General features: G+C 40.9%; 22 protein-coding genes. 18 read left to right on the top strand and 4 right to left on the bottom strand.

The window, feature by feature from the left end:
- Positions 1-187: 187 nt before the first annotated feature.
- Positions 188-1,153 (bottom strand): polysaccharide deacetylase family protein, encoded by a 966-nt coding sequence (locus tag ABE021_RS11990; RefSeq protein ID WP_430288934.1) that lies wholly within the window; start codon positions 1,151-1,153, stop codon positions 188-190.
- Between the two features lie 767 nt (positions 1,154-1,920).
- Here ABE021_RS11990 and ABE021_RS11985 point away from each other — a divergent pair.
- The 11 genes from ABE021_RS11985 to ABE021_RS11935 all read left to right on the top strand — a co-directional run bounded on the left by ABE021_RS11985 (position 1,921) and on the right by ABE021_RS11935 (position 14,810).
- Positions 1,921-2,427 (top strand): antirestriction protein ArdA, encoded by a 507-nt coding sequence (locus ABE021_RS11985; protein WP_430288933.1) that lies wholly within the window; start codon positions 1,921-1,923, stop codon positions 2,425-2,427.
- A 39-nt stretch (positions 2,428-2,466) separates the two neighbouring features.
- Positions 2,467-3,075 carry a DUF4352 domain-containing protein gene (locus ABE021_RS11980; protein ID WP_430288931.1) on the top strand — a complete coding sequence of 203 codons (609 nt, stop codon included), beginning with the start codon at positions 2,467-2,469 and terminating at the stop codon, positions 3,073-3,075.
- 402 nt (positions 3,076-3,477) lie between these two features.
- Positions 3,478-4,398 carry an HNH endonuclease gene (locus ABE021_RS11975; RefSeq protein WP_430288930.1) on the top strand — a complete coding sequence of 307 codons (921 nt, stop codon included), beginning with the start codon at positions 3,478-3,480 and terminating at the stop codon, positions 4,396-4,398.
- Positions 4,399-4,672: 274 nt separating this feature from the next.
- The gene (locus ABE021_RS11970; protein ID WP_430288929.1) at positions 4,673-6,265 is read left to right on the top strand and encodes a type I restriction-modification system subunit M; all 1,593 of its coding nucleotides are present in this window, start codon (positions 4,673-4,675) and stop codon (positions 6,263-6,265) included.
- Positions 6,255-7,469: a restriction endonuclease subunit S gene (locus tag ABE021_RS11965; protein ID WP_430288928.1), complete on the top strand. Its 1,215-nt coding sequence runs from the start codon at positions 6,255-6,257 to the stop codon at positions 7,467-7,469. Before ABE021_RS11970 ends, ABE021_RS11965 begins: the two co-directional genes overlap by 11 nt.
- Before the next feature lie 23 nt (positions 7,470-7,492).
- Positions 7,493-10,657 carry a type I restriction endonuclease subunit R gene (locus ABE021_RS11960; RefSeq protein WP_430288927.1) on the top strand — a complete coding sequence of 1,055 codons (3,165 nt, stop codon included), beginning with the start codon at positions 7,493-7,495 and terminating at the stop codon, positions 10,655-10,657.
- Positions 10,658-11,870: 1,213 nt separating this feature from the next.
- Positions 11,871-11,978: a hypothetical protein gene (locus ABE021_RS11955; RefSeq protein WP_430288926.1), complete on the top strand. Its 108-nt coding sequence runs from the start codon at positions 11,871-11,873 to the stop codon at positions 11,976-11,978.
- An 18-nt stretch (positions 11,979-11,996) separates the two neighbouring features.
- Positions 11,997-12,170, top strand: coding sequence for a hypothetical protein (locus tag ABE021_RS11950; RefSeq protein ID WP_430288925.1), 174 nt, complete (start codon positions 11,997-11,999; stop codon positions 12,168-12,170).
- Between the two features lie 4 nt (positions 12,171-12,174).
- A complete protein-coding gene (locus tag ABE021_RS11945; RefSeq protein ID WP_430288924.1) occupies positions 12,175-12,621 on the top strand; it encodes a type I restriction endonuclease subunit R, EcoR124 family in 447 nt (148 codons plus the stop codon).
- Positions 12,622-12,836: 215 nt separating this feature from the next.
- Positions 12,837-13,889, top strand: coding sequence for a ParA family protein (locus tag ABE021_RS11940; RefSeq protein WP_430288922.1), 1,053 nt, complete (start codon positions 12,837-12,839; stop codon positions 13,887-13,889).
- Positions 13,890-14,018: 129 nt separating this feature from the next.
- Positions 14,019-14,810, top strand: coding sequence for a hypothetical protein (locus tag ABE021_RS11935; protein ID WP_430288921.1), 792 nt, complete (start codon positions 14,019-14,021; stop codon positions 14,808-14,810).
- A 96-nt stretch (positions 14,811-14,906) separates the two neighbouring features.
- Here the strand turns inward: ABE021_RS11935 and ABE021_RS11930 are convergent, their stop codons facing one another.
- Positions 14,907-15,758, bottom strand: a complete 852-nt coding sequence (locus ABE021_RS11930; RefSeq protein ID WP_430288920.1) for a DegV family protein — start codon at positions 15,756-15,758, stop codon at positions 14,907-14,909.
- Positions 15,759-16,153: 395 nt separating this feature from the next.
- Between ABE021_RS11930 and ABE021_RS11925 the strand changes: the two genes are divergently transcribed.
- Positions 16,154-16,393 (top strand): hypothetical protein, encoded by a 240-nt coding sequence (locus ABE021_RS11925; protein WP_430288918.1) that lies wholly within the window; start codon positions 16,154-16,156, stop codon positions 16,391-16,393.
- A 312-nt stretch (positions 16,394-16,705) separates the two neighbouring features.
- Positions 16,706-18,754 carry a transglycosylase domain-containing protein gene (locus tag ABE021_RS11920; protein ID WP_430288917.1) on the top strand — a complete coding sequence of 683 codons (2,049 nt, stop codon included), beginning with the start codon at positions 16,706-16,708 and terminating at the stop codon, positions 18,752-18,754.
- Positions 18,755-19,321: 567 nt separating this feature from the next.
- On the opposite strand, the gene ABE021_RS11915 is transcribed toward ABE021_RS11920, so the two are convergent.
- Positions 19,322-19,471, bottom strand: a complete 150-nt coding sequence (locus tag ABE021_RS11915; RefSeq protein WP_430288916.1) for a hypothetical protein — start codon at positions 19,469-19,471, stop codon at positions 19,322-19,324.
- Positions 19,472-19,617: 146 nt separating this feature from the next.
- Here ABE021_RS11915 and ABE021_RS11910 point away from each other — a divergent pair, with 146 nt between their 5' ends.
- Genes ABE021_RS11910 through ABE021_RS11900 form a run of 3 tightly spaced genes read left to right on the top strand, consistent with a single transcriptional unit; the run spans position 19,618 to position 22,679 of the window.
- A complete protein-coding gene (locus tag ABE021_RS11910; RefSeq protein ID WP_430288915.1) occupies positions 19,618-20,220 on the top strand; it encodes an ECF transporter S component in 603 nt (200 codons plus the stop codon).
- A 15-nt stretch (positions 20,221-20,235) separates the two neighbouring features.
- On the top strand, positions 20,236-21,003 hold the full coding sequence (locus ABE021_RS11905) for an energy-coupling factor transporter transmembrane component T family protein (protein WP_430288914.1): 768 nt from the start codon (positions 20,236-20,238) through the stop codon (positions 21,001-21,003).
- A complete protein-coding gene (locus ABE021_RS11900) occupies positions 21,000-22,679 on the top strand; it encodes an ABC transporter ATP-binding protein (protein WP_430288913.1) in 1,680 nt (559 codons plus the stop codon). Before ABE021_RS11905 ends, ABE021_RS11900 begins: the two co-directional genes overlap by 4 nt.
- A gap of 398 nt (positions 22,680-23,077) precedes the next feature.
- On the opposite strand, the gene ABE021_RS11895 is transcribed toward ABE021_RS11900, so the two are convergent.
- Positions 23,078-23,776 (bottom strand): pseudouridine synthase, encoded by a 699-nt coding sequence (locus ABE021_RS11895; protein WP_430288912.1) that lies wholly within the window; start codon positions 23,774-23,776, stop codon positions 23,078-23,080.
- A 204-nt stretch (positions 23,777-23,980) separates the two neighbouring features.
- Between ABE021_RS11895 and ABE021_RS11890 the strand changes: the two genes are divergently transcribed.
- Together ABE021_RS11890 and ABE021_RS11885 are read left to right on the top strand one after the other, a co-directional pair.
- Positions 23,981-24,922, top strand: coding sequence for a sugar-binding transcriptional regulator (locus ABE021_RS11890; protein WP_430288911.1), 942 nt, complete (start codon positions 23,981-23,983; stop codon positions 24,920-24,922).
- 203 nt (positions 24,923-25,125) lie between these two features.
- On the top strand, positions 25,126-26,307 hold the full coding sequence (locus ABE021_RS11885) for a NupC/NupG family nucleoside CNT transporter (RefSeq protein WP_430288910.1): 1,182 nt from the start codon (positions 25,126-25,128) through the stop codon (positions 26,305-26,307).
- Positions 26,308-26,328 lie beyond the last annotated feature (21 nt).

Genomic DNA, 26,328 nt, shown 5'->3' with positions numbered 1-26,328 from the left:
CCAACATTTGATTTAGAACCATATTTAAAAACTGCCCATTCCCTGGCTAATGAGCGGTTTTTGATAACTACATATAAATATAGTGAAAGTTTTAATGTGAAATTATTAGAAAAGGATATAGAATCGGAATTTTAACTAAAGACTAACTAGTTGCTTTCTCTCCGGTGGTACATTTTTTACCCTAATACTATTTGCTGGGCTCCACACGCTTTTCACTCATTAAATCACTAACTGTACCTAGTTGGATTCCTTTCTTTTTTATCCCTTCAATTATTGCACCTAATCCCTCGGCAGACGGTTGAGTCGGATGCATCAATAGCATGGATCCATTTTCCATTTTCGATAATACACGAGTTACCATTTCTGAAGTGTCTGGTTTTTTCCAGTCGACCGTATCGACCGTCCAAAGAACCGTTTTCATCTTCAATTCATGGGCAACATCAATAGTGGATTGGTTGAAGCTGCCACTTGGCGGTGCAAACCAAGTCGGATATATGCCAAGTGCTGCTTCAATGACATCATTTGTTTTCTTTAATTCTTTTACAGTTTCCTCGCGGGAACGCTTGGCAAGGTCTGGATGACTGTATGCGTGATTCCCTATCTCATGTCCTTCGAGACTGATCATTGTGATCATGTCGCGGTTTTTTGTCACCCAGCTGCCGTCAAAGAAAAAAGTAGCTTTTACACCAGACTCTTTTAATGTTTGTATCATACTAGGAATATGCTCTTCCCCCCATGCCACGTTGATTAATAACGCTGCCATCGGCTTTTGCGGATTGCCTCTATAAATAGGAGAGGGAGGAAGATCATCTAGATGTACATTCGGTGGAACCTCTTTAAAGACGAGATGGGCAGGGTTGAACTCGTTATGGTCCACCATTTGCTGATAGGATTTCCTGATGTCGACACTCAAACCATTATACCCTGGGATGGCCTTCCAAACCCGGTCAATCGTTGCATCGATTGGCTGTACTTCATGCTTCTTTGCATAGGTTTCAATCTCATTGAGGTAAAGATCGGTTTCGACGTCTCGGGTTGTAGAGTTTGAGGCGGGAATCATCATTTCTTTTAAAGCGGAATTTTTTATATTTCCTAAAATGATGATTGCGACACAAGCTACAATCACGAGTATGAGTGGAAAAATTCGTTTCATTATATCCTCCCTTATTGAAGTTGGAGTTCATCTGAGTTGGTATGCCCGAACTTCAGTTATTAATACGACGGAATAAGGACTTTCAACGCAAATGCCACTATCAAGTCGACATCAAGAATTGAATAGAACTATGCTTGATGTCGACTCTCTTTTTTTATGTGTAATAAATAAGACACTACTATTTTGATAGAGCAAATAAAGGTGGTTCGGTACCAATTTGCTGAAAGGAGGTACCTGTTGAATAAGTGTAAGTAAAGCTTCAATAAGCATTTCTTTTGAATAGATGGGCGTCGCTTTAAAGTCTCTAATGAGTTAAATTAAGCTACACCAAACAGGCTATACCCGTTCAGTTTGTCAACAGGTATAGCCTGTTCTCAATGTACAGATAACTTACATTTTTGGATGCTATCCTTTACTTTTAAATGTGCCTGAATTTCATGCAACTTTTCGGGGCATCCCTATTTATTTAATAATAACTCCAGCATGATTCTGCTTCTTCCTACTATAGAAGGTTACTGATCTGACCTCGAAAACCTTCTACCTACCCTATTTTCCACTATTAATCAATCTATATATTTTACCAAATATTACATCTATGTATGCAAATGTTAACATGCTATATTGATAATCGTGAGCCGAGAAAAACAATGTGTACATACTTATACACGTGACATTCAGTTCATTCTTATTCCATTCTCTTATATACCAGGTTTAAGGAATGGCGATCCAAAGCAATTCATAACACAAAGAAAGGAAATGAAAAAAACATGCTGAATCTGTACACGGCTAACCTTGCAGAATATACCGCTGGTAATTTAGTGGGGGAATGGATATCGCTTCCGACGGAGAAAAAAATGATCGAGGCCCATTTAAATTCAGTGCTAGGTACCAATAAGGGAATCGTCATTCGTGATTATAAAAGTTCCTTGCCAATCGAGGTCCGTGAAAACGATGACATCTATGAGTTAAACCGTGTCATGCAGTATCTTGAAAGGGTTACAGAATCAGAAAGACAAATTATTGTACAGATTGCGAAAACGAAAGGAATGGAATTGGCACAGGTAATCCAGGTACATCGAGAGGGCGAGTATATGGCCTTCAACTGTCATAATTTGAAAGAGCTTGGTCATTACCTGAATGACGAAGGGTTTCTCTCCTTTGAGATTCCTGAAGAAATCGAAGAGTACGTAGATATGGAGAAAATCGCAGCCGATTGGTTGAGGAAATTTGATCATATCGACTTATCTGACATAGGATTTTACATTACATATTGAAATTTGTACACAACACATACAGAATAGAGGACTTATAACATGACAACTAACCAAACAAATCCTAAAGTGAAAAAACCATTATATAAAAAATGGTGGGTATGGGTTCTTGCAGTCATCGTCATAATTGCAGTTTCGACGAATGGTGAGGATGAAGCGAAAACTGCGGAACCTAATACGTCAAAAGAACAACCTGCAAAAGCCGAAACTCCAGTAAAGTCAAAACCGGTAAAGAAAGAAGTTAAGGTTGCTGGAATTGGTGAGGTTGTAAAAGTAGGGAAAGTGGAATTCACAGTGAACAGCACATCCACGGCTAAAAATGTAGGTGGCGAATATGGAGAAAATGCACAAGGTACGTACTTACTTGTTCATGTAGCTGTCAAAAACTCAGGTAATGAATCGATCACAACGGATACTTCATTCTTCCGACTTAAAGCTGGAGAAAAAACATATGATGCTGATGGCACGGCATCCATCTATGCTAATGAGGCAACGGATTTCTTCCTGGAACAGATAAACCCTGATTTATCAGCAACGGGCGTCGTCGTTTTTGATGTGTCCGATGAATTAATCGCTAACCCAGAGCTGATGTTGCAAGTACAATCAGGATTCTTTGGTACTGAAACAGGACTCATCAAAATCAGTCAGTAACATACTCCATTACTACATGATGATTTGAAAGTTAACCCTTTCAAATCATCATTTTTTTATAATGGAGATGGTACCTATTTATCCTCAAAAAGAGCTACGGAATTTATGAGTTTCCTCCTCTCTAAGGTTCCGGTACTTTGTATTTGAATTCTTTTCCCTGCTCCTGCATCTTGTTTAGGCTGCGGAATCTGCTATTCCTTTTAAATCCGCAAGCAATCTTCTGCTCATTCCTATTCATCGTGACCTCGTATACTAGAATACGTACATTCATCACCACTCATTAAATTCAAATCAGAAATAAAGACGTAACTGAATTTCAGCAATTAGAGATGCAACTTGTGTCATAACCCGCTATCATTAAAGCAGAAGACCATGTACCTGTTGGTAAAGGAGCGAATACATATGCAAAGTTATTTCGTCATGCAAGGCCGTACCTATCACGAAGAGAAAGAATTAGGCATCCTCTGGTCGCTGCAGCAAGACAGCGCCGGTAATACTCAGCATTTCTGGGAACGTATGAAAGAAATCGATGAGGGGGATCGTATTTTCCATTATGTTAAAGGCCAAGTTGTCGCAATCAGTGTGGCAAAAACAAGCTACAAGGAAGAGCGCAAACCTTACACAATCGATCTGCCTGGAAGTGAAGACGAGAAAGGCTACCTTATCGAGACCGAATACCATGAACTCGAAAAGCCCTTAACGATTGACGATTTCTTCGATGAAATCCTTCCGCTTCTGCCGATAAAATATTCGCCGTTTCAAGAAAACGGCAATGGCAATCAGGGTTATCTTTATCCGTGCAACGAAGAGTTGACGATCAAGCTGGTCGAGCTGATCGGGGATTTGAACATCTATGAGATCGACGAAGAGCAATTGGAATTCGTGATGGGAACCGTGCGACGGACCGAGCACGACTTCCTCACGCCGATACTGGCTGAAACAGAAGCGGAAGCGAAAACAAAGGTGCGACTCGGACGCCAGCGTTTCCGAAACGAACTGTTGCCGCTCTGGAACGGAAAATGTGCCCTCTGTGACATCGAGTTAACTGAACTGCTTCAAGCAAGTTACGCGAAACCATGGAAAGACAGCACCAAAAGCGAACGAGTCGATCCGAACAACGGCATCCTTCTTTGTCGCAACCATGACGCGCTCTACTCAAATGGGTTGATCGCGTTTGATGGACAAGGGAAGATCCATATTTCATCGAGGATTCCTGGAGAGGATTATGAGAAGGTTGGACTTCATGGGAAGATGCGAGTGAATCGGACGGTGGGGAATAAGCCGTTTTTGAAGTGGCATAAGCGGTGGGTGTTTCGAGGGTGAGTAGCGTGAAAAAGTATAACTAAATCTCAAACGACGATTATATCTATGTTAAAATGTTCATTTTTTCAAAATAAAAATTTCACCACAGTGTAAGCTCCTCGACGCGGGAGCTTTTTTGCTGTAATAAGATAATGAAGGTTAGAAAATATGGTATGATTACACTAAACACTTTCCATCTATATCAGTAAAAATAGCAGTCGACTAAAATTCATACTGCTTTTCTGGAAAGTGAGCAAGGCACTACAAGTACATAATGAAAAGCGGGGAACAGAACATGTCCGAATTAAATTCAAGATTATTCAGTGCAGCAGACAATCTGCGCAGCAAAATGGATGCATCCGAATACAAAAACTATTTACTAGGTTTAATTTTCTACAAATACCTATCCGATCGACTGCTTGTAAACGTCGTGGAGCAGGCGGATGAAACGTTGGAAGAATACGATACTGCGAAAAAACAAACTCAGTTATACACCGAACTATTGGCGGATAACGAGGTCCGTAATGATTTAATCGAAACGTTGGTCGATACGGTCGGGTACCATATTGAGCCCGATTATTTATTCAACGTGTTAACCGAAAAAGCTCAACAAAATGTCTTTCAATTAAATGAGTTGACGAAAGCATTTACGGACTTATCGACTCGATACACACAGTTCTCCGGCTTATTCGATGATGTGGACTTAACATCAAAAAAACTTGGGTCTGACCCGCAGCAACGCAACATTACGATTTCAGAAGTCATTAAGAAATTGAACCCCATCAATCTATTAGGTCATGGCGGCGACGTCATCGGCGATGCATATGAATACCTCATCAGCCAATTCGCGTCAGAAGCGGGCAAAAAAGCGGGTGAATTCTACACGCCACACGAAGTATCCGTCATGATGGCGCGTATCGCGGCAATGGGACAAGAAGACAAACAGCTATTCAGCGTCTATGACCCAACAATGGGATCAGGGTCCCTTATGCTGAACATCCGAAATTACATCAACCATCCTGAAAGCGTAAAGTATCACGGACAAGAGCTGAATACAACGACGTTCAACTTAGCGAAGATGAACTTGATTTTGCACGGTGTGGATAACGAAGACATCCGTCTCAGCAACGGCGATACATTGAACAAAGACTGGCCGACAGACGAGCCGTATACATTTGACTCGGTTTTAATGAATCCACCATATTCTGCGAAATGGTCATCAGATGATACGTTTTTAGACGACTCACGGTTCAATCGGTACGGCAGACTTGCACCAAAGTCAAAAGCTGACTTTGCGTTTCTCTTGCATGGGTTGTATCACTTGAAAGACTCGGGTACGATGGCAATCGTCCTACCACACGGCGTGTTATTCCGCGGTGCAGCGGAAGGAATTATTAGAAAGAAATTACTAGAAGATGGCAGCATTGACGCAGTCATTGGCATGCCATCTAATCTATTCTTCGGAACGTCTATACCTACAACAGTCATCATCTTAAAGAAAAATCGTACCACGCGTGATGTGTTGTTCATTGACGCAAGTAGTGAATTTACAAAAGTGAAGAACCAGAACAAATTATCAATGGAAAATATTGATAAAGTTGTGGGAGCTTATCGAAAGCGGGAAGACGTGGAGAAGTATGCACACGTCGCGAGCTTTGAAGAAATTAAAGAGAACGAATTCAATTTGAACATTCCACGATACGTTGACACATTTGATGAAGAAGAAACTATCGACATGGCGGCGGTAGGTGCTTCAATTAAAGTTATTAGAAAAGAGAAAGCTGAATTAGAGGCTAATTTGCATGAAATGATTTCTTCATTGGAGTATGGAAAAGAGAATGCAGAGTGGATTGCCGGTGCGTTAGAGGTGTTTAATCGTGGGGAATAAGAACGTTCCGGAAATTAGATTCAAAAAATTTGAAGATAAGTGGAACCATGGAAAAATAGGTGACTTAGGAACAGTTACCATGTGTAAAAGGATATTTAAAGATCAAACAAGTGAAGTTGGAGAAATACCATTCTTTAAAATAGGTACATTTGGACGTGCACCTGACTCTTATATTTCACTTGATATATATAACGAGTATAAACATAAATATCCTTATCCTGAAAAGGGCGATGTACTCATATCTGCATCAGGAACAATTGGTAGGACCGTAGTATACAAAGGTGAAGATGCCTATTATCAAGATTCGAACATTGTTTGGTTAAAACGAAATAAAAACTTGCTAAATAATTTATTCTTAGAACAATATTATAATATTATTAAATGGGGAGGGATAGAAGGAAGTACTATCAAAAGATTATATAATAGTAATATACTTAACACAGAAATCAATTATCCTATACTTGAAGAACAAATTGTGATTGGAAAATTTTTAAAAAATATAGATCAAGCTTTTAGTTTCCACCAACAAGAATTAACCACCCTCAAAAAAACAAAACAAGGGTTCTTGCAAAAGATGTTTTCGAAAGAAGGCGAGACCGTGCCGGAAGTTCGGTTTCCGGGGTTTAGTGGGGAGTGGGAGGAAAAAAGACTAGGAGATTTTGCAGAAATCTTAACAGGTGGAACTCCTAAAACTAAAATTAAAGATTATTGGGAGCCGAAAGAAATACCTTGGATGTCCTCAGGCGAGATTAATAATAAACGTCTTAAATCTACAGATAATAAAATTTCTCAGCAAGGTTTTGATAATTCGAGTGCTAGATGGGTGAAAGAAAATTCAGTTTTAATTGCATTAGCTGGCCAAGGTAAAACTAGAGGCACAGTAGCTATAAATGAAATAAAATTAACAACAAATCAATCGATAGCAGCGATTGTTCCTTTTGCAGAATTTTATTTTGAATTTTTATTTAGTAATCTTGAAATGAGATACTTTGAATTAAGAAGTATTTCATCAGGTGACGGAACACGGGGAGGTCTGAATAAAAAAATTATTTCAGATATAATAATCCCTTCACCATCTATCGAAGAACAAATCCAAATCGGCAATTTTTTCAAACAACTAGACAAAACCATCACTCTCCAAGAACAAGAACTAAAAGCCTTGCAACAAACCAAAAAAGCATTCCTACAAAAGATGTTTGTCTAAGCAGCTGGAAAGGAGGATACCAGATGACCAAACTCCAGTATAACGATGAAGCGGAAGTGGAACGACGTCTCATTGAAGTATTAGGCGAAGGGCACAATCAGTGGAATTATCGGCCGGATTTGAAGTCTGAACAAGACTTGTGGAACAATTTACGCAAGATTATTACTCAAAATAATTTATCCGAAATCGGAGAGACACCGCTAACGGAATATGAATTTGAAACCATTCAAACTGAATTGCTGCAAATGACGAAAACGCCGTTTGAAGCTGCCAAATGGCTCAAAGGGGAAAACGGGATTGCACGCATTACGATTGAACGTGAAGACGTATCCCTCGGTTCGATGTCCCTAGTACTTTATTCCAACCAAGATATAGGCGGCGGCATCTCGACGTATGAAGTTGTCAATCAGATTGCGAAACAGAAAGTGGACGATTCGGGCCGTGACCGACGATTTGACGTGACGCTGCTCATCAACGGATTGCCGATTGTGCAAATTGAGCTGAAGCAAGTAACAGCCAAAGACGGGTATTTCCAAGCGTTCAACCAAGTCAAGAAGTATGCAGAAGAAGGTGTCTTTAAAAATAACATTTTCTCGACGCTGCAGTTGTTTGTCATTTCAAACGAACAGACAACGCGCTATTTTGCGAATGCCTTGCCGAAAGATTTGCACAGAAAGTTCATCTTCGGCTGGCGGACGCCAGATAACGAAAAAGTCGACAACTTGTATGACTTTTGTAAGCAAGTGCTCAATATTCCAGATGCCCACCGTCTCATTGCAAACTATACAATCGTCAGTGAAGACCAAGATAATAAAGTGTTGATGGTCTTGCATCCGTACCAAATCCATGCGATTGAAGCGCTGTTCGCCTCGGCCATGAAACACCAGTCAGGATACGTGTGGCATGCGACCGGATCAGGGAAAACACTGACGAGCTTCGTCTCAACAAAACTGCTGGCACGTAAGCCTGGTGTCGATCGTACCGTGATGCTCATTGACCGAAAAGACTTGGACAATCAGACGACGAGTGAATTTACGAAATTTGCATCGGAATTCAATACGGGGATTTCTTCAGGCAACGCTCGATCGAACAGTTTGATCGTCGGGACTGGCAGTTCAAAAGAACTCAGTGAAACGCTGTTGTCGAGCGCAAATTCGAGTGCGGTCATTATCACGACGCGTCAAAAGTTAGAAGCTGCGTTAAAGCATGCAAAAAGCATCGAAGAAGAACGGGGAACGAACCGATTTAACAAGCTCATGGGTGAGCATATCGTATTTGTAGTCGATGAATGCCACCGTGCACTCAGCGCAGAAGGTATGAAAGCTATTCAAGAATTTTTCCCGAATTCTACGTGGTTCGGGTTTACAGGCACTCCCATTTTCGAAGAAAACAAAAAACAAGCACAAGGCAATCTGGCGCGAACCACTCATGACCAATATGGAGAAGTGCTGCATACGTATACCATTAAAAACGCTCTCGAAGACGGAGCGGTACTCGGTTTTCAAGTCGAGCACGAAGACACGATTGAACCGATTTCCTTGCACAATACGATTTATCAACAGCTTCGTTTAAAAGAGAAATATGCCGACATGCCGAGTGAAGAATTGAGCAAGTTGATCGATGAAATGGACCCCATTCAAAAAGAGGACTTTTTAGATACGTCCACGTACGAAACGGAAGAGCATATCCATGAAGTGCTTCGCAAACTACTGAAGCCTGACAATGCGTATTCAAAATTCGATTTTAAAAACGGACGCCCAACGAAATCTGCGATCCTGACGACGAGTTCTATCGCCATGGCGAAGCGTTATTATCATGCCATTAAGAAAATGACTGCAGATCCAGACTGGATGGAAATCGAATTTGCGGCTCACCCTTTACGGAAAGGTCGTACAATGGATGATCCGGATTTTCCGCGCATTGCGATTACGTACTCTTTAGATGAAAATGCAGCAGATGCCAATGAATCCCAAGAGGAAATGAAACAAATCATCGCGGATTACAATGCGTATTACGGTACCGCATGGTCGCTCGAGGATATCGAACGTTACAATGGAGACATTAACAACCGACTTGCGCGCAAGCGTGCAGAGTTTAAAGAATTGGATAAACAAGTCGACTTAGTCATTGTAGTCGATCGCTTACTGACAGGATTCGATGCCCCGACCGTCCTCACGTTGTTCGTCGATCGGAACCTCAGTTATGCGAATCTGATTCAAGCGTTCTCCCGCACCAATCGGACGTATCCGGATAAGAAAAAAGGATTGATTGTCACATTCCGAAAGCCTGCAACGATGCAGCGCAATGTCGAAGAAGCGACAAAGTTGTATTCACAAGCTCAGGAAGAAACAGAACTGGTCTATCCGTCGTATGAAAAATCCAAAAAGCGCTTTGACACTGCACATGTGGAGTTTAAAACGTGTGTACCGGATCTCTCCGCAATCGATGAGCACTCTCCGTTAGAACAACGAGTGGAATTTGTGAAAGCTTTCCAGGAACTGAACAATGCGTTTGAAGCACTGGTCACGTATGATGACTACAACGACGAAATGGAGCAATCACACGTCTTGCAAGAGCAAGTGAAGACTTTAGAAGAGTATATTGGCGTCTACAATACAGTCAAAGGCTCTTTGATCAACGAACCGTCAGAGGAAGGCGAAGGTGAGGACTTTTCGGAGATTGAATTCTACGGGAACAACACGACCAAACTCTACGATATCGATTCGGCCTACATCGACCAGCTGTTGGAAGTATACGCAGTGACAGAAGATAAAGAAAGTGCACGTCAAGAGTTGGTGCGAGCGCTGCATAAAATGGATAAGCCAGAAGCTGTGAAAAATATCTATTACAGCATGCTCAATGAAATCGACAACCGGCTCGTCTCACCGGATGAGGATATCTTGGCACTCAAACGTCAATACTTCACCGACGCATCCAACGCAGCCATCGAAGAGCTATCCAATACATGGTTCGTCAACGAAGAACAACTCCAGCTCTCTGCTCGGCAATACGTACCGGGATCCAAAGACATTCCCAACATGAGCGGCATCTTGAACAGCAAGCAATTCGACAAATACAAAAAACTCCACCCAAACGCCAAACCGTTCAGCTACAGCCCACAAATGAAAAAAGAGTGGCTTAAGACATTGCAAGATGAGATTGTGCCTTATGGGGACGAGTTGAGGTAAAGTTATATATAGTTGTATAAAAATATACTATCCGTTCTGTTAGGTTACACAATAGAAGGGATAGTTTTTTATTTTTACATACATCAATGACGAATATATGAGTATTGTGTAAAATACTGGAGATGATATAATGATAGTAAAGGAAAATAGTTAATTTTTCGACAAAATATTTAAGTAGCTATGTGAGAAACTTTCATGTTGGTTCGGCCAATCATGTTCATTCAAGCATTCATGCTAAATTCGTTAATAGACATTAGAATATAAAAAAGATGAAGTGCAGAGAAAGAGCTATGGTACGAAAAACCTCAAATGGTTAAACAACCTGTGTTAGTAGGTTATAACTATTGTGAATGACTAATTTTACTTGGAGGGAGAGATTTTTTTGAATGATATAAATAATGAATCTGAAAATGATTTTACACTATCTGAAGCACTTTATTTTGAAAAAAGACAATATTGATATTTCTTTAGATGATATTATAAACTTAATGAAATTAGCACCTAGTATTAAAGAAATGGTTTTAAAGATAACTGATTCTACTTTCAGCTCATCAAACAAGGTATTAGATTTGTTGAAACAGACAATTCAAATTTATGAGGATGAACTTAAAAGAGAGGATCTCAGTTAAGAACAGAGAGAAAGTATTTACGAAAGAATAGACACGCATGCTAAGAATGCGCTAGAACATGACGATAAAAATAAAAAATTCTTGGCTGGGTTAACTGGGGTAGCTTTAACAGCGATGGTAGGCACTGCAGTTAAATTTGGCCCGAATATAATTAAATCTATAATTAGGAAATGATTGCTTTTAGTGCGAAGCAACTGTGTAAAAAACTATTGCGTTTTGATAAGTGCCTGTGCGAGAAACATTCGTGAATGTTTAAACAAACATGAAAGTTTGCTACACAGGTACCCTACACTAATTTTTAAACTTCTGAATCACTCAATGACTAAGAGGTGACAAATGATGATTGAAGAGAGAATATATTTTACGGGATACTTTTTACTGTTCCCACTGACATTCTTAATCAGGTCATTTGTATGCGGTCCAGGTACCGATTAACTACGTATTGGAAACCCGAGACCATGCAGCGAAGTCGAAGAAGCGACGAAGTTATACTCACAGGCTCAAGAGGAAGCGGCACTGGTATATCCTTCTTATGAAAAATCAAAAAACGCTTCGACACAGCACATCAAGAATTCAAAACGTCAGTGCCAAATATTGCAAACCTCGATCAGAATTCACCGCTCGATCAACGAGTGGAATTTGTGAAGGCATTCCAGGAGTTAAACAATGCGTTCGAAGCACTCGTCACCTAAGACGATTACAATGACGACATGGAAAAATCGGAAGTATTGAAGGAACAAGTGAAGATACTGGAAGAGTATGTAGAGATTTACAATACGGTCAAAGGATCGTTAATGAATGAAAGCGATCTAACTGATGATGAACCGGATTTATCGGAAATTGAGTTCTATGCAGACAATATAGCTAAACTCTACGTACATTGACCAGTTGCTTGAAGTCTATGCAACGAGTGCGGACAAACACGACGTACGTGTAGAAATCGAGCAGTTGCTTCAGAAAACCAACAAGCCACAAGCCGTCAAGAACGTGTATTACAGCATGCTAAACGAAATAGATACAAGATTAGTAACATCAGACGAGGACATCCTAGCCATCAAACGGAAGTACTTCACCGACGCTTCCAAAGCAGCCATCGAAAATCTGTCCAACACCTGGTTCGTCAACGAATACCAATTGCATCTATCGGCTATCCAATACGTACCAAGATCCGAAGACATACCAAATATCAGCGGCATCCTTGACAGCAAATGGTTCGATAAATACAAAGAAGTCCATCCAGATGCGAAACCGTTGAAATATGGCCCGCAAATGAAGCGAGAGTGGTTGAAAATGTTGCAGGATGAGATTGTGCCTTATGAGGATGAGTTGCGGTAGATTTGTGAAATCAATCTTATGTAGTCTAGGGAGTTAGATGTTATGGATAATTTATTACTATGCCTGCGTAAGAAACAATCATTAATGTTTAAACAAACACAAAAGTATCATGCACAGGCAACGGGAGTGGGCGCTAGCTAAAATACTAAAGGTAAAATTAGTAGGTTGTGTAAGATATAACTAAATATACTTTAAAAAAGTAAAGGGGTTTATTTATGGTAAAAATCATTTCGTTATTCAATAATAAAGGCGGGGTAAGTAAGACGACTACAACATTCCATTTAGGTTGGATGTTGGCCGAGAAAGGACAAAGAGTCTTAATGATTGATGCAGACTCACAATGCAATTTAACAGGAGTATGTCTAAATTTAGCTGGAATTGAAGATATCGAAAGTTTTTATGAAGGAAGTGAAAATAATAATATAAAGAGTGTTTTGGAACCTGTTTTTGAAGGGTTGCCTAAGGAATTGGAAGCCGCAAACTGTTTTGAAATACCTGGTAGAGATAATTTGTTTCTCTTGCCAGGACACATTGCCTTTTCAGAATATGATGTACCTATAGGTATTTCTCAAGAATTAACTGGTAGTTTAAAACTCACTCAAAATATACCTGGTGCACTACATGGTATGATTCTTTTAACTGCAGAAAAGTACAATATTGACATTGTGCTAATTGACATGAGTCCAAGTGTTACAGCTACAAATGCCAATATTTTAATGCAAAGTGATTATTTTATGGTTCCATGTAGCCCTGACTATTTCTGTAATATGGCAATTAACTCACTCATTAGAGTGCTGCCTGAATGGGACAATATTTATTCGAGAATTAAGAGAGAAACTATTTTCAAAAATGCTTATTATAAATTACCCAATAGTAAGCCGAGATTTATTGGGACCATATTGCAAAGGTATCGTCCAAAAAACGGTATCCCATCCAAATCTTTTCAGACTTGGATTGATAGAATAAATAATAACGTTGAAGCAAATTTGATACCTACTTTGAAGGATAGAAATATGATTGTAGAAGAATACAAATTTGAAGAAATACAAGAAAATATTCTTAATCCTGATCGCTTCAATTTAGTATATATTTCTGATTTTAACAGCTTAATAGCGCAGTCTCAAAAGTATAATGTTCCAGTTTTTTCATTGACAAAAGATCAGTTAGAACAATTTGGTAAAGTATTATCTACACACGAAAAAAACAGAGATGTTTTTAAATCTGTATTTAGCGACTTAGCCGATAAAATTCTTCATATAACTAGGTGAATACTTATGTAAATAAAAATTGTTGCCTGTGTAAGAAATAATCATGAATATTTGAACAAACGCAATAGTTTCGTGTACAGGTAAACAACACCACACTGACAGCAATCATATAATGTTAGGAGTTAGTTTATGCCTAAAAATATTTTTATAAAAAGAATTTTTGGTGTTTCAAACTTTGTTACAATATTAATTATAATTCTAGTAGGGATATTATTTTTTTATCTATCAGAATTAACGTTCGGAACAGTTTGGAAAGCAATATTAAACAATATAGGTGCAGCTTTACTAATATCAGGAGTTTTTACCGCAGTTAATGACTTTTTTATGAAGGACAAATTAGTAGAGTTAATTTTCAAGAAATTAAAATTAAAAGAAGATATTCAGAAAACTGGTATAGATGAAACAATTTTAGATATTACTACTGTTGATTATGGTTATTATATAAAGAACGCTAAAAATAATATTGATGTGTTTCATACATACGGGGAATCGTGGACTAAAACTAATCATGATCACTTTGTAAATAAATTAAGAAATTCAAGTTGCAAAATTAGAGTTTTTTTGATTTCACCTGATTCAAGATTCTTACCAGCATTAGCTCAACAATATAATACGACAGAAGAAGAATTAAAAGCTACGATAGAAAGAGTGAAAACGTTATGGGAAAGTATAAATGAATTAAAAAGAGAGAATAAAAAGAGTGGTCTAAAATTGTATTTTCATGATTTATTTCCTGCTAGGACTATTTATAGAGTGGACGATCAAGTCATTGTAGTCGATACTAGGATTATGCCGGGAAGATCGAGTAAACTACCAGTATTGATATGTTCAGACACCAAAAAATCAAACGATTTCTTTGATTATTATGTTGATGAATTAAATGAAGTAGCCTCGTTGTCAAAAGAGCATACATTTAATTGAAAAATGACTGTTTGTGATAAAAGAAATTTAAATTCGCCCTGCTTGTGTTAGAAACAAACATGAAAGTTTCGTGCACAGGCAGCGCAAAAAAATTACTTACACTTCCAACCCCGCGATACCAAATCCTCCAGGACCCGAATGCGTCGAGATCATCGCGCCCGCTTCAATCCATAAACTATTCTCGAATCCTTGTTCCAGCGCAATCTCGTCGATCCGTTGTTTGATCGTCTCACTCAGCCCGATTGAATAGATGAAATAGATCTGCTGTCTGTCGATAGTGTATTGCTGTAGATAATCATGAAACAGACTTTCAGCGACCTTTTCCATTTTTCCGCGGTATTTCCGAGTCGACATAAGCTTACCGTCCACCAATTCAATACACGGCTTGATCTTCAGCAACGCACCACCAAGATACGCCATATTACTGACCCGTCCTCCAGCCCTCAGAAAGTCCAGGCTGCCGGGAAGGAATGCCAATCGTGACTTCGGAACCTTTGCCTTAACCATCTCCACCAGACGTTTAGGATCGATGTCAGGCTCTTTCTCGAGCAGGACAGCCGCATACATCACAACCGCAGTCAATCCGCCCGTGACGTTCAACGCATCGAATAAATATATATCCTCCACATCTTCCGCAGCCGTCAGTGCATTCTGATAGGAAACCGACGCTTTGGATGTATATCCTACATGAACGATGACGCTGTCAGGAAACTCCGTCCGGATCGTTTTGAAAAACTCCTGGTACTCATGCATATTCGTCGCAGCGGTGGAAGGGATCTTTTTCGTGCGCTCATAGAAATTAAAGATGTCCGAAACTGGCAACTGACCGTCTAGATAGTCCGTGCCATCCATGATAACGTGCATCGGTACTACGTGAATGTTGTGTTTTTTCGCCAAAGATTCGGGCAGATCGGCACCGCTTTCGGTTGTTAGGATGATTTTTTTCACTGTGTGTCGCCTCCAGTTTGTATTGTTTAAGGTAATGGATGTAGTTTCACTATACAGGGTATGTAGGTGGGGTAGGGGATTATTTAATTTGATAGATGCATGAAAACAAACTTCAAACAACCGCTATATTGTTTTAAAGCCTTTGAATGGTATGATTATAGTAAGATAAAGACATATACAATAGCGAATCTCGGCTATTTAATAAGGAAATTAAATTGATTATATCAGAAGAAATTGTAAGAGGATTATGTGAGTGTTTAGCGCAAGATAGTAGTACATAGTTATGAAATGGAAAAGTACATCAAAAAATGATGCCTGTGAAAGAAACAATCACGAATGTTTGAACAAACGCAAAATTTTTGTGCACAGGCAGCGCAAAAGGTGGAGGTGATATGATGTCGTGGGGAATATACGCGCTGCTGATTGTAGTGGTTTTTTTCATTTTGATGAGAAATAGAGGAGACGATGATCTGAAGCAGTTTTCATCCAGAGATCCTGAGGAACGAAAGCGAATTCAAGATTATGCAAGAGAGACCCTCAAAACAACATCGGATATAAAAACGATCAAAATACTGCGTGAGGAATTTGGTTTGACTTTGTTAGAGGCAAAACAAGCCGTGGATTCAATAAAATGAAATGAACTTGGCTACCAGTACCTATTCGAGAAACTACCATGTTAGCTTGAAAATAAAAACTCGATGCTGCATTAGAAACAATCATGAATGTTTGAACAAACATGAAAGTTTCGTGCACATGCATCTCAAAAAGACGATACCTGTGTGAGAAACAAACTTTCCTGTTTGTTTTTCACGCAGGTATTTTTATTCATGCACTCGTACGAAAATCCCGTCAAAGTTGAAGGTCGCAACTTTCAAAACCCACCTTTCGTCAATAGTATGCTGTCCACTACTAATAAAACTACGCAGTTAAAAAGCAGGAGAATCTATATGAAAAGATCCGAATATAAAAAAAGACATAAGAAAGCAATGAAAAAGAAAAGCAGCCTGAAGAAAAAGGTCATTCGTTTCGTAAGTGTTGGTATCGTGCTTGCCGTCCTTTCTGTACTACTTGTACTGAATCTTTTCATCACATTCAGCGATGTCAGTGAACTCGAAGGACCCGCGCCCCGATCGACGGTTATTTACGATCCGAACGGAGAAGTAATCAGCAAGGTTTCGAATTCGAAAATAGAAGGTGTGTCGATCGATCAGATTCCGAATACACTGGTTGAAGCTGTCATTTCCGTGGAAGATCAACGCTTCTATAACCATCATGGCATTAATTATTTGAGGATGGGGCGCGCCTTAGTCGAGAACGCGCTTAAAGGAAAGATCGTGTCAGGAGGCAGTACGATTACGCAGCAGCTTGCGAAAAATGTGTTTTTGACGCAGGAGCGTACGTTCTCCCGTAAATTCAAGGAGCTGATCTTTGCCAAGAAAATTGAACGGACGTTTTCGAAAGAGGAGATCATGGAACGTTACTTGAACTATATCTATTTCGGCAACGGGGCGTGGGGTGTCCAACGTGCGGCACAGACGTATTTCGGTAAGGATGTCAGCGAATTGACGTTAAGCGAATCTGCGACAATCGCAGGAATTATTAAAGCTCCGTCAAATTTATCGCCTACGAAAAATATGGAAAAATCGCTGAAACGGCGCAATCTGGTGTTGTCGCTGATGTTGCGTGAACACTATATTAGCCAGGAAGAATATGATGAAGCGGTTGGACAGAAGCTGGTACTGTCTGATTCGACAGTGCCACGAGACGAAAAGAACTATCCGTATTATATCGATCGTGTAGTCGACGAGGCGGTGAATACGTATGAGTTGACGAAGGATGAAGTGCTGTCCGGTGGATTGCATATTACGACTGCAATCAATCCAGTCGTCCAGGATGCGCTCGAAGACGTATATGCGGATGACCGGTATTTTCCGAAGAGCACCCCGGATCAGCTTTTGCAAAGTGCCTCTGTTTTCATAAACCCTAAAACGGGCGGGATCCTCGCGTTAGTCGGTGGGAGAGGAGAGTATACGCAAGGACGCTTCAATAATGCGACCGATCTCATCCGGCAGCCCGGATCTGCGCTAAAGCCTCTTGCTGTCTATACTCCGGCACTTGAAAACGGATATAATATGTCGGATTTGCTTTTGGATGAACCGATCGATATGAAGGGGTACTCCCCGAAAAACATTGATCAGCAATATAGAGGAGAAGTAACCATGTACGATGCGCTTACCCACTCGTACAATATCCCTCCCGTCTGGCTGTTAGATCAGATCGGCATCCAAGAAGGCGTGAGTGCGGTGGAACGGTTTGGGATTTCATTGACAAAAAATGACCGTACGCTTGGATTGGCGCTTGGAGGGATGGACAAAGGAACCTCTCCTTTACGGATGGCACAAGCGTTTTCCGCGTTTGCGAATGATGGCGTGATGGAAGAAGCCCATGCGATTACAGAAATTAAAGATTCGGAAGGAAAAGTGCTCGGGAAGTGGAAGGGAGAGTCCGTGCAAGTGACTGATGCGGAAGTTGCCGAGCAAATGACGTATATGTTACAAGGGGCTGTAGAGGAAGGGACTGCGAAAAAAGCACTGGTTTCGGGTATGGACGTAGCGGGGAAGACGGGCACCACACAGCTCCCGTTTGAAGGAGTAGAAGGTTCCAAAGATCACTGGTTCGTCGGCTATACACCCGACATTGCCGGTGCGGTCTGGCTCGGATATGATAAAACAGATACCGACCATTATTTAACCTCTACGAGCAGCTTTACCGCACCGCCCATTTTCGCGCAGGTTGTTTCGCAATCAGCCGGTGAATTATCTACGAAGAACTTTGATTTGTCGTTAATTGATGATGAAATAAAAGAGCTGAAGAAGCAGAAGAAAAAGGCGAAGGAAGTAAGAGAAAAGAAGGAGAAGAAAAAAGAAAAGGACGAAAAGAGAAAAGAGTTTTGGGAGAGTATTGAAAAGTGGGGACAGAAGTGGTTTAACGAGTAGTGCGAGGTACCTGTGTGAGAAACGATAGTGTTAATTTTAATACACATGTTAGTTTCATGCACAGGTACTTCAAAAATATTCAACCCGCTCGTTTATCCGTGCAACCCGCCCGGTCCCGCGGTAATTCCCTTTATCCTACTCGAATCCAAGCTCGCGACCAATCCTTCTTTTCTCACTATCAAAACCAAGCTTGATTGGTGTGCTCCGCTTTGCTGCGCATTTTAGAATCGGGGGTGTAGGCTGAACTAGTTGTCTTCGACCCGATCGTTTCTCCATGCAACCCGCTCATTCCGAGTCAGAACCCGCTCGTTTCCCCGTTCAACCCGCTCATTCCGCGTCAGAACCCGCTCGTTTTCTCGTGCAACCCGCTCATTCCAAGTCCCAACCCGCTCGTTTCTCCGTGCAACCCGCTCATTTACCGTGCAATTCGCCCGTTCCCGCGGTAATTTTCTTTTTCCTACTCGAATCCAAGCTCGCGACCAATCCTTCTTTTATCACTATCGAAACCAAGCTTGATTGGTGTGCTCCGCGTTGCTGCGCATTTTAGGATCCTGGGTGTAGGCTGAACTAGTTGTCTGTCAACCCGCTCGTTTCTCCATGAAACCCGCCCATTCCAAGAACGAACCCGCTCGTTTCCGCATGCAACCCGCTTATTCCAAGTCTGAGATTCCCAAGAACAGAACGAAATCTATGACAACCCGAAAAACTCGATAACAACTTTCGCGATTCTCGAAAGCAAAACAAATAAAAAATACTATGTATTTCGAATCTCATAGTCTATAATAGTCTTGTCTTGTGTAAAGACACTTGTAAAAACACTTTACATAAACCGTATTCGTTACAGCAAAAAGGGGGAACATTCGATGAAGAAACACAGTATGTGGTCTATGAAGTTTTCAACAGCTGCACTTGTCCTGATCCCTGCAGCTATCGGCATTAACTATCTCGGGAAATTAGTTACCGAGTTACTGAGACTGCCCTTGTGGTTGGATTCGATCGGTACGGTACTCTCAAGTATGTTAGCGGGTCCTATTATCGGGGCGCTGACAGGAATCATTAACAACGTCATCTATGGGTTTACAGCGAGTCCGGTATCGTTTGTGTATGCCATAACTTCAGGCGTCATTGGCCTGGTTGTGGGAATCATGGCGTACCGGGGGTGGATTGCTTCTGTTGGAAGGGCACTTGTTCTTGGCTTGGTTGTCGGAGTGATTGCAGCTACTGTTTCCACACCGCTCAATATTCTCTTTTGGGGCGGGCAGACAGGCAACGTTTGGGGAGATGCCTTATTTGCAACGATGATTGCACAAGATCTTCCATTATGGCTTGCTTCTTTTGCAGATAGCATCGTGGTCGATGTACCTGACAAAATCGTCACAGTATTGATCGGTTTCCTGATCTTTAGAAATCTGCCGAACAACTTGACCCAACTTTATGATAGCCGGTCAGAAATTGAGCGGTTGTAGATTAGGGGGAATACCATGAGGAAGATGACACTCTATGTGAAAAAAGATTCCATCATCCATGACGTCGACCCTTTGACAAAACTACTTTTCGTTTTCGTTTCGGTGGCGGTGACGTATATTTTACCGAATCATACATTTGTCATAGGGGTTCTTACTTTCACACTATTGCTGCTTCTCATTGGAAAAGTCATCCACGCGATTCTTCCTATTATCGGACTTAGTTTCGTACTCATTCTTTCAATTATTATCGTGCAGGGATTTTTCCATCCTGACCGTACAACGGTATGGGGAACAATCGGGCCACTCACCATATACAAGGAAGGGTTTTCGTTCGCACTGCTGCTGACACTTCGAGTTCTTAATATGGTATGCGCCTTTGGTGTTCTCATTCTCACGACCAAGCCTGACGATTTAGTCGACTCGCTTATCCGGAAAGGATTGTCGCCCAAAATCGGCTATGTCCTGTTGTCCGTTCTGCAAATCATTCCGCAAATGATCGCGACAAAGAATCGGATTACGGACGCTCAGCGTTCACGCGGGATGGAAACGGAAGGGAATCTGTTCACTCGTCTCCAGTCCTTCATTCCATTGCTTAGTCCCGTGGTGTTAAGTTCACTCAGCGATACGCGAGAGCGTTCGATTGCACTTGAAATCCGTGGCTTCAACTCAAAAAACGTTCGAACGTTTCTCCACGAGCCCATTCACTTTAAATATGGGCTCGCTGTTAAAATTCTGTTAGTCGTACTACTGGCTGCAGTCATTGTCTGGAGGGGAATCCTTTGAGCCGTATCCGAGTCGAGCATCTCACCTATAAGTATCCAGCGAGTCGAAATTTTGCATTAAAGGATGTCTCCTTCACAGTTGAACAGGGTGAATTCATCGGGATTGCTGGTAAGAATACTGCAGGGAAATCTACACTTTGCTATGCACTTAGCGGTTTGATCCCCCACTTCTTTAAAGGGACGTATGGCGGAAATGTCTTTTTGGACGAATTGGAAGTGTATGCCCATTCAGTAAGTGAGGTCACATCGAAAGTGGGGCTCGTCTTGGAGAATCCGTTCTCCCAAATGACGGGCGCGAAATTCACAGTATATGATGAAATTGCATTCGGACTCGAAAACTTAGGGGTTCCAAGAGCAGATATGCACCGTCGTATTCAAGAGTGCATGCACCAGTTAGGGATAGAAGAGTTGCGGGATAAGAATGTATTTTCTCTTTCGGGTGGTCAAATGCAGCGTGTCGCGATTGCGAGTGTCCTCGCGATGAGGCCGGATATTCTGGTATTGGATGAACCGACATCCCAGCTGGACCCGCAAGGCTCTGAAGAAGTGTTTAAAGTCGTCGACCAGCTATCGGAGCAAGGGATCACCATTATCATGGTTGAACAGAACATTGAAAAGTTGGCCGCCTATTCAGACCGTATTTTTTTAATGCATGAAGGCGAGTTAATCCAGACGGGGACGCCTGCAGAGATTTTTTCCAGAGACGATTTAGAAACCTATGGAATCGCGCCACCCGTGTACACGTCAGCAGCAAAATTACTCAATCTGCCTAGAGATGCAAAAAGAAATCTGCCCGTCGTATTGGAAGAGATGCCGACGTCTGGTTTGGAGCATGTAGCTCCACCTGAAATCCAAGAACCTGTACCCCATCTCCAAACCGCTGAAATGGTTGTGTCGGATCTTCACTTTGGCTATACAGAAGATGTAAAAGTAATGAAAGGATTGGACTTGACATTGCGCGGCATGCCGATTGCAATGATTGGCCAAAATGGTGCCGGTAAAACAACTTTTGTAAAATTACTTAAAGGATTATTAAAACCTAATCATGGTGAGATCATTATTGATGGAATTAAAACAGCTGACCATACTGCTGCGGAACTGGCTGCTGTGATTGGACTGATCTTTCAAAATCCCAATGACCAGATCTTTAAGAATAGAGTATTGGATGAAGTGATGTTTGGTCCGATAATGATTGGCCAATCAGAGGAAACCGCAAAGTTCAATGCACTGAAAATGCTGGAGCTTGTTGGTCTAATCGGGAAAGAGGATGATAATCCATATGATTTAAGTTTTGCTGAAAGGAAAATGGTTGCGGTCGCATCGATTTTAGCAATGGAAACAAAAATTGTGATCTTCGATGAACCCACGATGGGTAAGGACGCTGAAGGAAAAGCGAAATTGGCTGCAATCATCCACGAATTATACGCACAAGGCAAATTAGTCTTCTGTATTTTACATGATATGGATTTCGTTGCAGAGACCTTTGAGCGTACAATTATTTTGAATGAGGGCCGTGTCGTGTTCAACGGGCGAACGCGTAGTGCGTTTGCTCAAAAACAACTTATGAGCGAAGCAAGATTGGAACAGCCCCATCTTACACAGCTCGCTCAACGAATGGGGTATACCGACATCCTATTGAAAGATAGTGATTTACAGAGATTAGTAGAATACAGTTGAAAGCTCTCATGTGATAAGGAATCGTGGAAGTTTGAACGGATAATAAATTTCCTTGCCCAAAATTTGCAAAATTAGAAGACTGTGGTGAAATGTAAGGACCTAAAAGGGGAATCACAAAGGATCTGTACAGAGAATGATGATGACAACCCACTGTACGGATCCTTGCTGGGTTTTGGTGATAAATAAGATGGCTCTTCGAGAACAAGTGAATGATCTTGAGGGTGCTTGAGCAGTCGCCTCATCGCTCATCCTCCGGTCCCTTCATCCATAGTTCAGTGAAAGGAATTTGATATACGGTGTAGAGCTTTAGAATCTCGTTTGCCACCAAGGATGCTTCCCGCGTGAGTGTCCGCATTATATAATAGTTTCTTGCAAAGGGATTCATTAAATTATAACTCCTACCTTTGTAGTCCTGCTATTTCCTCTTCAGTCAAGTAGCGCCAATGACCGCTCTCTAATGAACCGAGCTGAAGATGCTTAATACGAACCCTTTTCAAATGGATAACTGTATATTGAAAATGTCTGCACATTCTTCGGATTTGTCGATTCAATCCTTGTGAAAGAGTTATCCGAAATGTATAATCATCTATCTGAACTACAGGGCAAGCATTGGTTCTGGTATAGTCCTTTTTTCTGGGATTGTAAATATCGACACCGTTTGATAACTCAACTAGTAACGATTCAGTGATTTTTTTATCGACGGTTACAATATATTCTTTTTCATGGTTATTTTCTTCTTTCATTAACTCATTTACAACGCTTCCGTCATTTGTCAAAAGAATAAGGCCTTCTGTTTCTTTATCTAGTCGCCCCACCGGAAAAATACGTTCTGGATAGGATAAATAGCTAATAATATTATGGGCAATGGCAGGTGAGGCTGTACATATAATCCCACTCGGTTTATTGAGTAGCAAATAAACTTTTTGAGATGTGTTCTTAATACGATGCCCATCTATTACAACGTGATCGAACTCTGTAACAAAACAGACGTGAGGGGCAATCTTGCCATTCACTAAAACTTTATCTGCGGTAATATACCGCTCCGCTTGTCTTCTGGAACAAAAGCCAGAAGAACTAATATATTGATTCAACCTCAAGGTTTCCGCTCCTAATCCAATGCTTCTCACTCCATCATAGCATGTTTGCTAGTTTGTTGAACCCTCCGAAAAAGGGAATCGCATTCGTTTCTGGTGTGGTATAATCGGCCTGTTAAAGCGGAACGGAGTCAATCACCCGTGTTCCGTAGCATACATCTGAAACAGACAGGCGATTGCATAATGGCGTAAATGGAGGGACTTGCATTGGACATCGGTAAAAAGCAACTCATTATAGAAGCAGCCAGGCTCTATTATCAGTTTGACTATACACAGCTTTCCATCGCTGAGAAGTTAGGCATTTCAAGACCTACTGTTTCCCGGCTGCTGCAGCAAGCGAAAAGTTATGGATATGTGAAAATAGACATTATTGATCCTTTCCGGGATAACGACGAACTTGAGAAATCATTGCAGCAGAAATATCAGATTGAAGAAGTGAAAATTGCCTACTCAGCCGAAGAGGACGAGCAAGAGTTGCTGCAAGCCATGAGTGTCAAGGCTGCAGCGTATTTGCACGATGTCGTTAAAGATGGGGACGTCCTCGGCGTTACTTGGGGGAGAACGATGTACCGAGTTGCAAACTCATTGCGGAAAAAAGATGTAAAAGGTGTCGAGGTCATTCAGCTGAAAGGTGGCATTGGTCTATCGGATGTCAATACATATGATTCTGAAACAGTTTATAAATTTGCGGAAGCTTTTCATACCGTACCGCGGTACTTACCGCTGCCTGTGTTAGTGGACACACCTGAAGTCAAGGCAGTCATTGAATCGGATCGGTATCTGCATCGGCTTATTGAACTAGGAAAACAAGCGAATATCGCTGTGTTTACTGTGGGTACCGTAGATAATGACTCGATGCTGTTTCGTCTGGGCTACTTAACGGCTGAAGAAAAGACATTGCTTCACAAAGAAGCGATTGGTGATATTTGCTCGCGTTTTTTTAAAAGTACAGGGGAAATTTGTGAATCCGGCATTAATGACAGAACGATTGGCATTCAATTAGAAGAGTTGAAACAAAAAGAGAAATCGATTCTTGTTGCTGGCGGCAGTCGTAAAGTAGAAGCGATCCATGGCGCGCTGCTTGGTGGATATGCCAATGTTTTCATAACGGACCAATACACTGCACAAGCGTTATTGCTTCACCAATAATGTAAAAGATGAATCCACTTATGGATAAGTGTGATTCTTTTTTTTATTGCGAATGAACAATTTTTCATGCTCATTGCACATTTGTTCTGAACATGTGGTAGTATGGAATTGAAAGTAAGAGGTCTGACCTTTTAGGAAATAAAACTTCTTATAAATGTGAGTTGTAAGCGCAACCATCAGTTGCGTGTAAAGGAGGAAATAAGATGAACATTGTATTTTACATAACTGGTTTGGCCCTCGTATTTGTGGTTGGTTTTATCAGCAGTATGGATCGCAAGAAAATACGGTACAAACCAATTGCGATTATGCTTGGAACGCAACTGATCTTAACCTTTATTCTAATGAATACAAAATTCGGCGTAGTTTCTATTGGATTTTTCTCCATGTTATTTTCAAAGCTCATTGACATCGGGTTAACAGGTGTAGACTTTGTTTTCGGTGGATTGGAAAATGAAAAGGGATCTGTATTTTTCTTGAATGTACTGCTGCCGATTGTTTTTATATCCGTATTAATTGGCATACTGAACCAATTTAAAATTTTACCATTCATCATTAAATACGTTGGACTCGTACTGAGTAAGTTAAACGGTATGGGGAAAATGGAAAACTATATAGCGGTATCCTCTGCCGTGCTCGGGCAGTCTGAGGTATTTTTGACTGTGAAAGACCAAATGGATGGCATCTCTAAAAGGCGTTTATATACATTATGTACATCAGCGATGAGTGCTGTCAGTGTCGCCATCGTCGGGGCTTACATGGAAATCATCGAACCTCGGTTTGTTGTCATTGCAATAGTGCTCAACATCCTATCTGCGTTAATTGTCGCGAGTATTATTAATCCTTATAAATTATCCGAAGAAGAAGATACGCTAGCAATCGAATCGCAAAAAAAATTATCATTCTTCCAGATGATCAGTGAAAGTATTATGGATGGCTTTAAAGTCGCAATTATCGTTGCTGCTATGCTGATTGGGTTCATTGCATTGATGAATGGGATTGACTATCTCTTTGAATTAGTGTTTGACATCTCTTTCCAATCTATTTTAGGATATCTGTTTGCACCGATTGCATTCATTATGGGCATTCCTTGGGCAGATAGTGTACAGGCGGGGAGCATTATGGCGACAAAACTCGTCACAAACGAATTTGTAGCCATGATTAGTTTCACAGATATTTCTGCAGGCTTATCTGCAAAAGCATCGGGTATGATTTCTGTATTCCTAGTAAGTTTTGCAAACTTCAGTTCAATTGGAATCATTACTGGTTCAGTTAAAGCATTAAGTCCTAAGCAAGGTGACGAAGTGGCGAGGAATGGACTGAAATTGCTCATGGGTTCAACGTTAGCTTCAGTTCTTTCAGCTACTGTCATTGGGCTGTTTTTATAAGAGAAACCGAACAAAATAAAT

The organism is Sporosarcina gallistercoris, assembly GCF_050459885.1.
Classification (GTDB): domain Bacteria; phylum Bacillota; class Bacilli; order Bacillales_A; family Planococcaceae; genus Sporosarcina; species Sporosarcina gallistercoris_A.
This window is presented reverse-complemented; position numbering and strand designations above follow the sequence as displayed.

What these genes read in the sequence shown, in the direction of transcription:
- ABE021_RS11990 (WP_430288934.1), bottom strand. Translation starts at nt 1,153, where the DNA reads ATGAAACGAATTTTTCCACTCATACTCGTGATTGTAGCTTGTGTCGCA.
- ABE021_RS11985 (WP_430288933.1), top strand. Translation starts at nt 1,921, where the DNA reads ATGCTGAATCTGTACACGGCTAACCTTGCAGAATATACCGCTGGTAAT.
- ABE021_RS11980 (WP_430288931.1), top strand. Translation starts at nt 2,467, where the DNA reads ATGACAACTAACCAAACAAATCCTAAAGTGAAAAAACCATTATATAAA.
- ABE021_RS11975 (WP_430288930.1), top strand. Translation starts at nt 3,478, where the DNA reads ATGCAAAGTTATTTCGTCATGCAAGGCCGTACCTATCACGAAGAGAAA.
- ABE021_RS11970 (WP_430288929.1), top strand. Translation starts at nt 4,673, where the DNA reads ATGTCCGAATTAAATTCAAGATTATTCAGTGCAGCAGACAATCTGCGC.
- ABE021_RS11960 (WP_430288927.1), top strand. Translation starts at nt 7,493, where the DNA reads ATGACCAAACTCCAGTATAACGATGAAGCGGAAGTGGAACGACGTCTC.
- ABE021_RS11950 (WP_430288925.1), top strand. Translation starts at nt 11,997, where the DNA reads ATGGAAAAATCGGAAGTATTGAAGGAACAAGTGAAGATACTGGAAGAG.
- ABE021_RS11940 (WP_430288922.1), top strand. Translation starts at nt 12,837, where the DNA reads ATGGTAAAAATCATTTCGTTATTCAATAATAAAGGCGGGGTAAGTAAG.
- ABE021_RS11935 (WP_430288921.1), top strand. Translation starts at nt 14,019, where the DNA reads ATGCCTAAAAATATTTTTATAAAAAGAATTTTTGGTGTTTCAAACTTT.
- ABE021_RS11925 (WP_430288918.1), top strand. Translation starts at nt 16,154, where the DNA reads ATGTCGTGGGGAATATACGCGCTGCTGATTGTAGTGGTTTTTTTCATT.
- ABE021_RS11920 (WP_430288917.1), top strand. Translation starts at nt 16,706, where the DNA reads ATGAAAAGATCCGAATATAAAAAAAGACATAAGAAAGCAATGAAAAAG.
- ABE021_RS11910 (WP_430288915.1), top strand. Translation starts at nt 19,618, where the DNA reads ATGAAGAAACACAGTATGTGGTCTATGAAGTTTTCAACAGCTGCACTT.
- ABE021_RS11905 (WP_430288914.1), top strand. Translation starts at nt 20,236, where the DNA reads ATGAGGAAGATGACACTCTATGTGAAAAAAGATTCCATCATCCATGAC.
- ABE021_RS11885 (WP_430288910.1), top strand. Translation starts at nt 25,126, where the DNA reads ATGAACATTGTATTTTACATAACTGGTTTGGCCCTCGTATTTGTGGTT.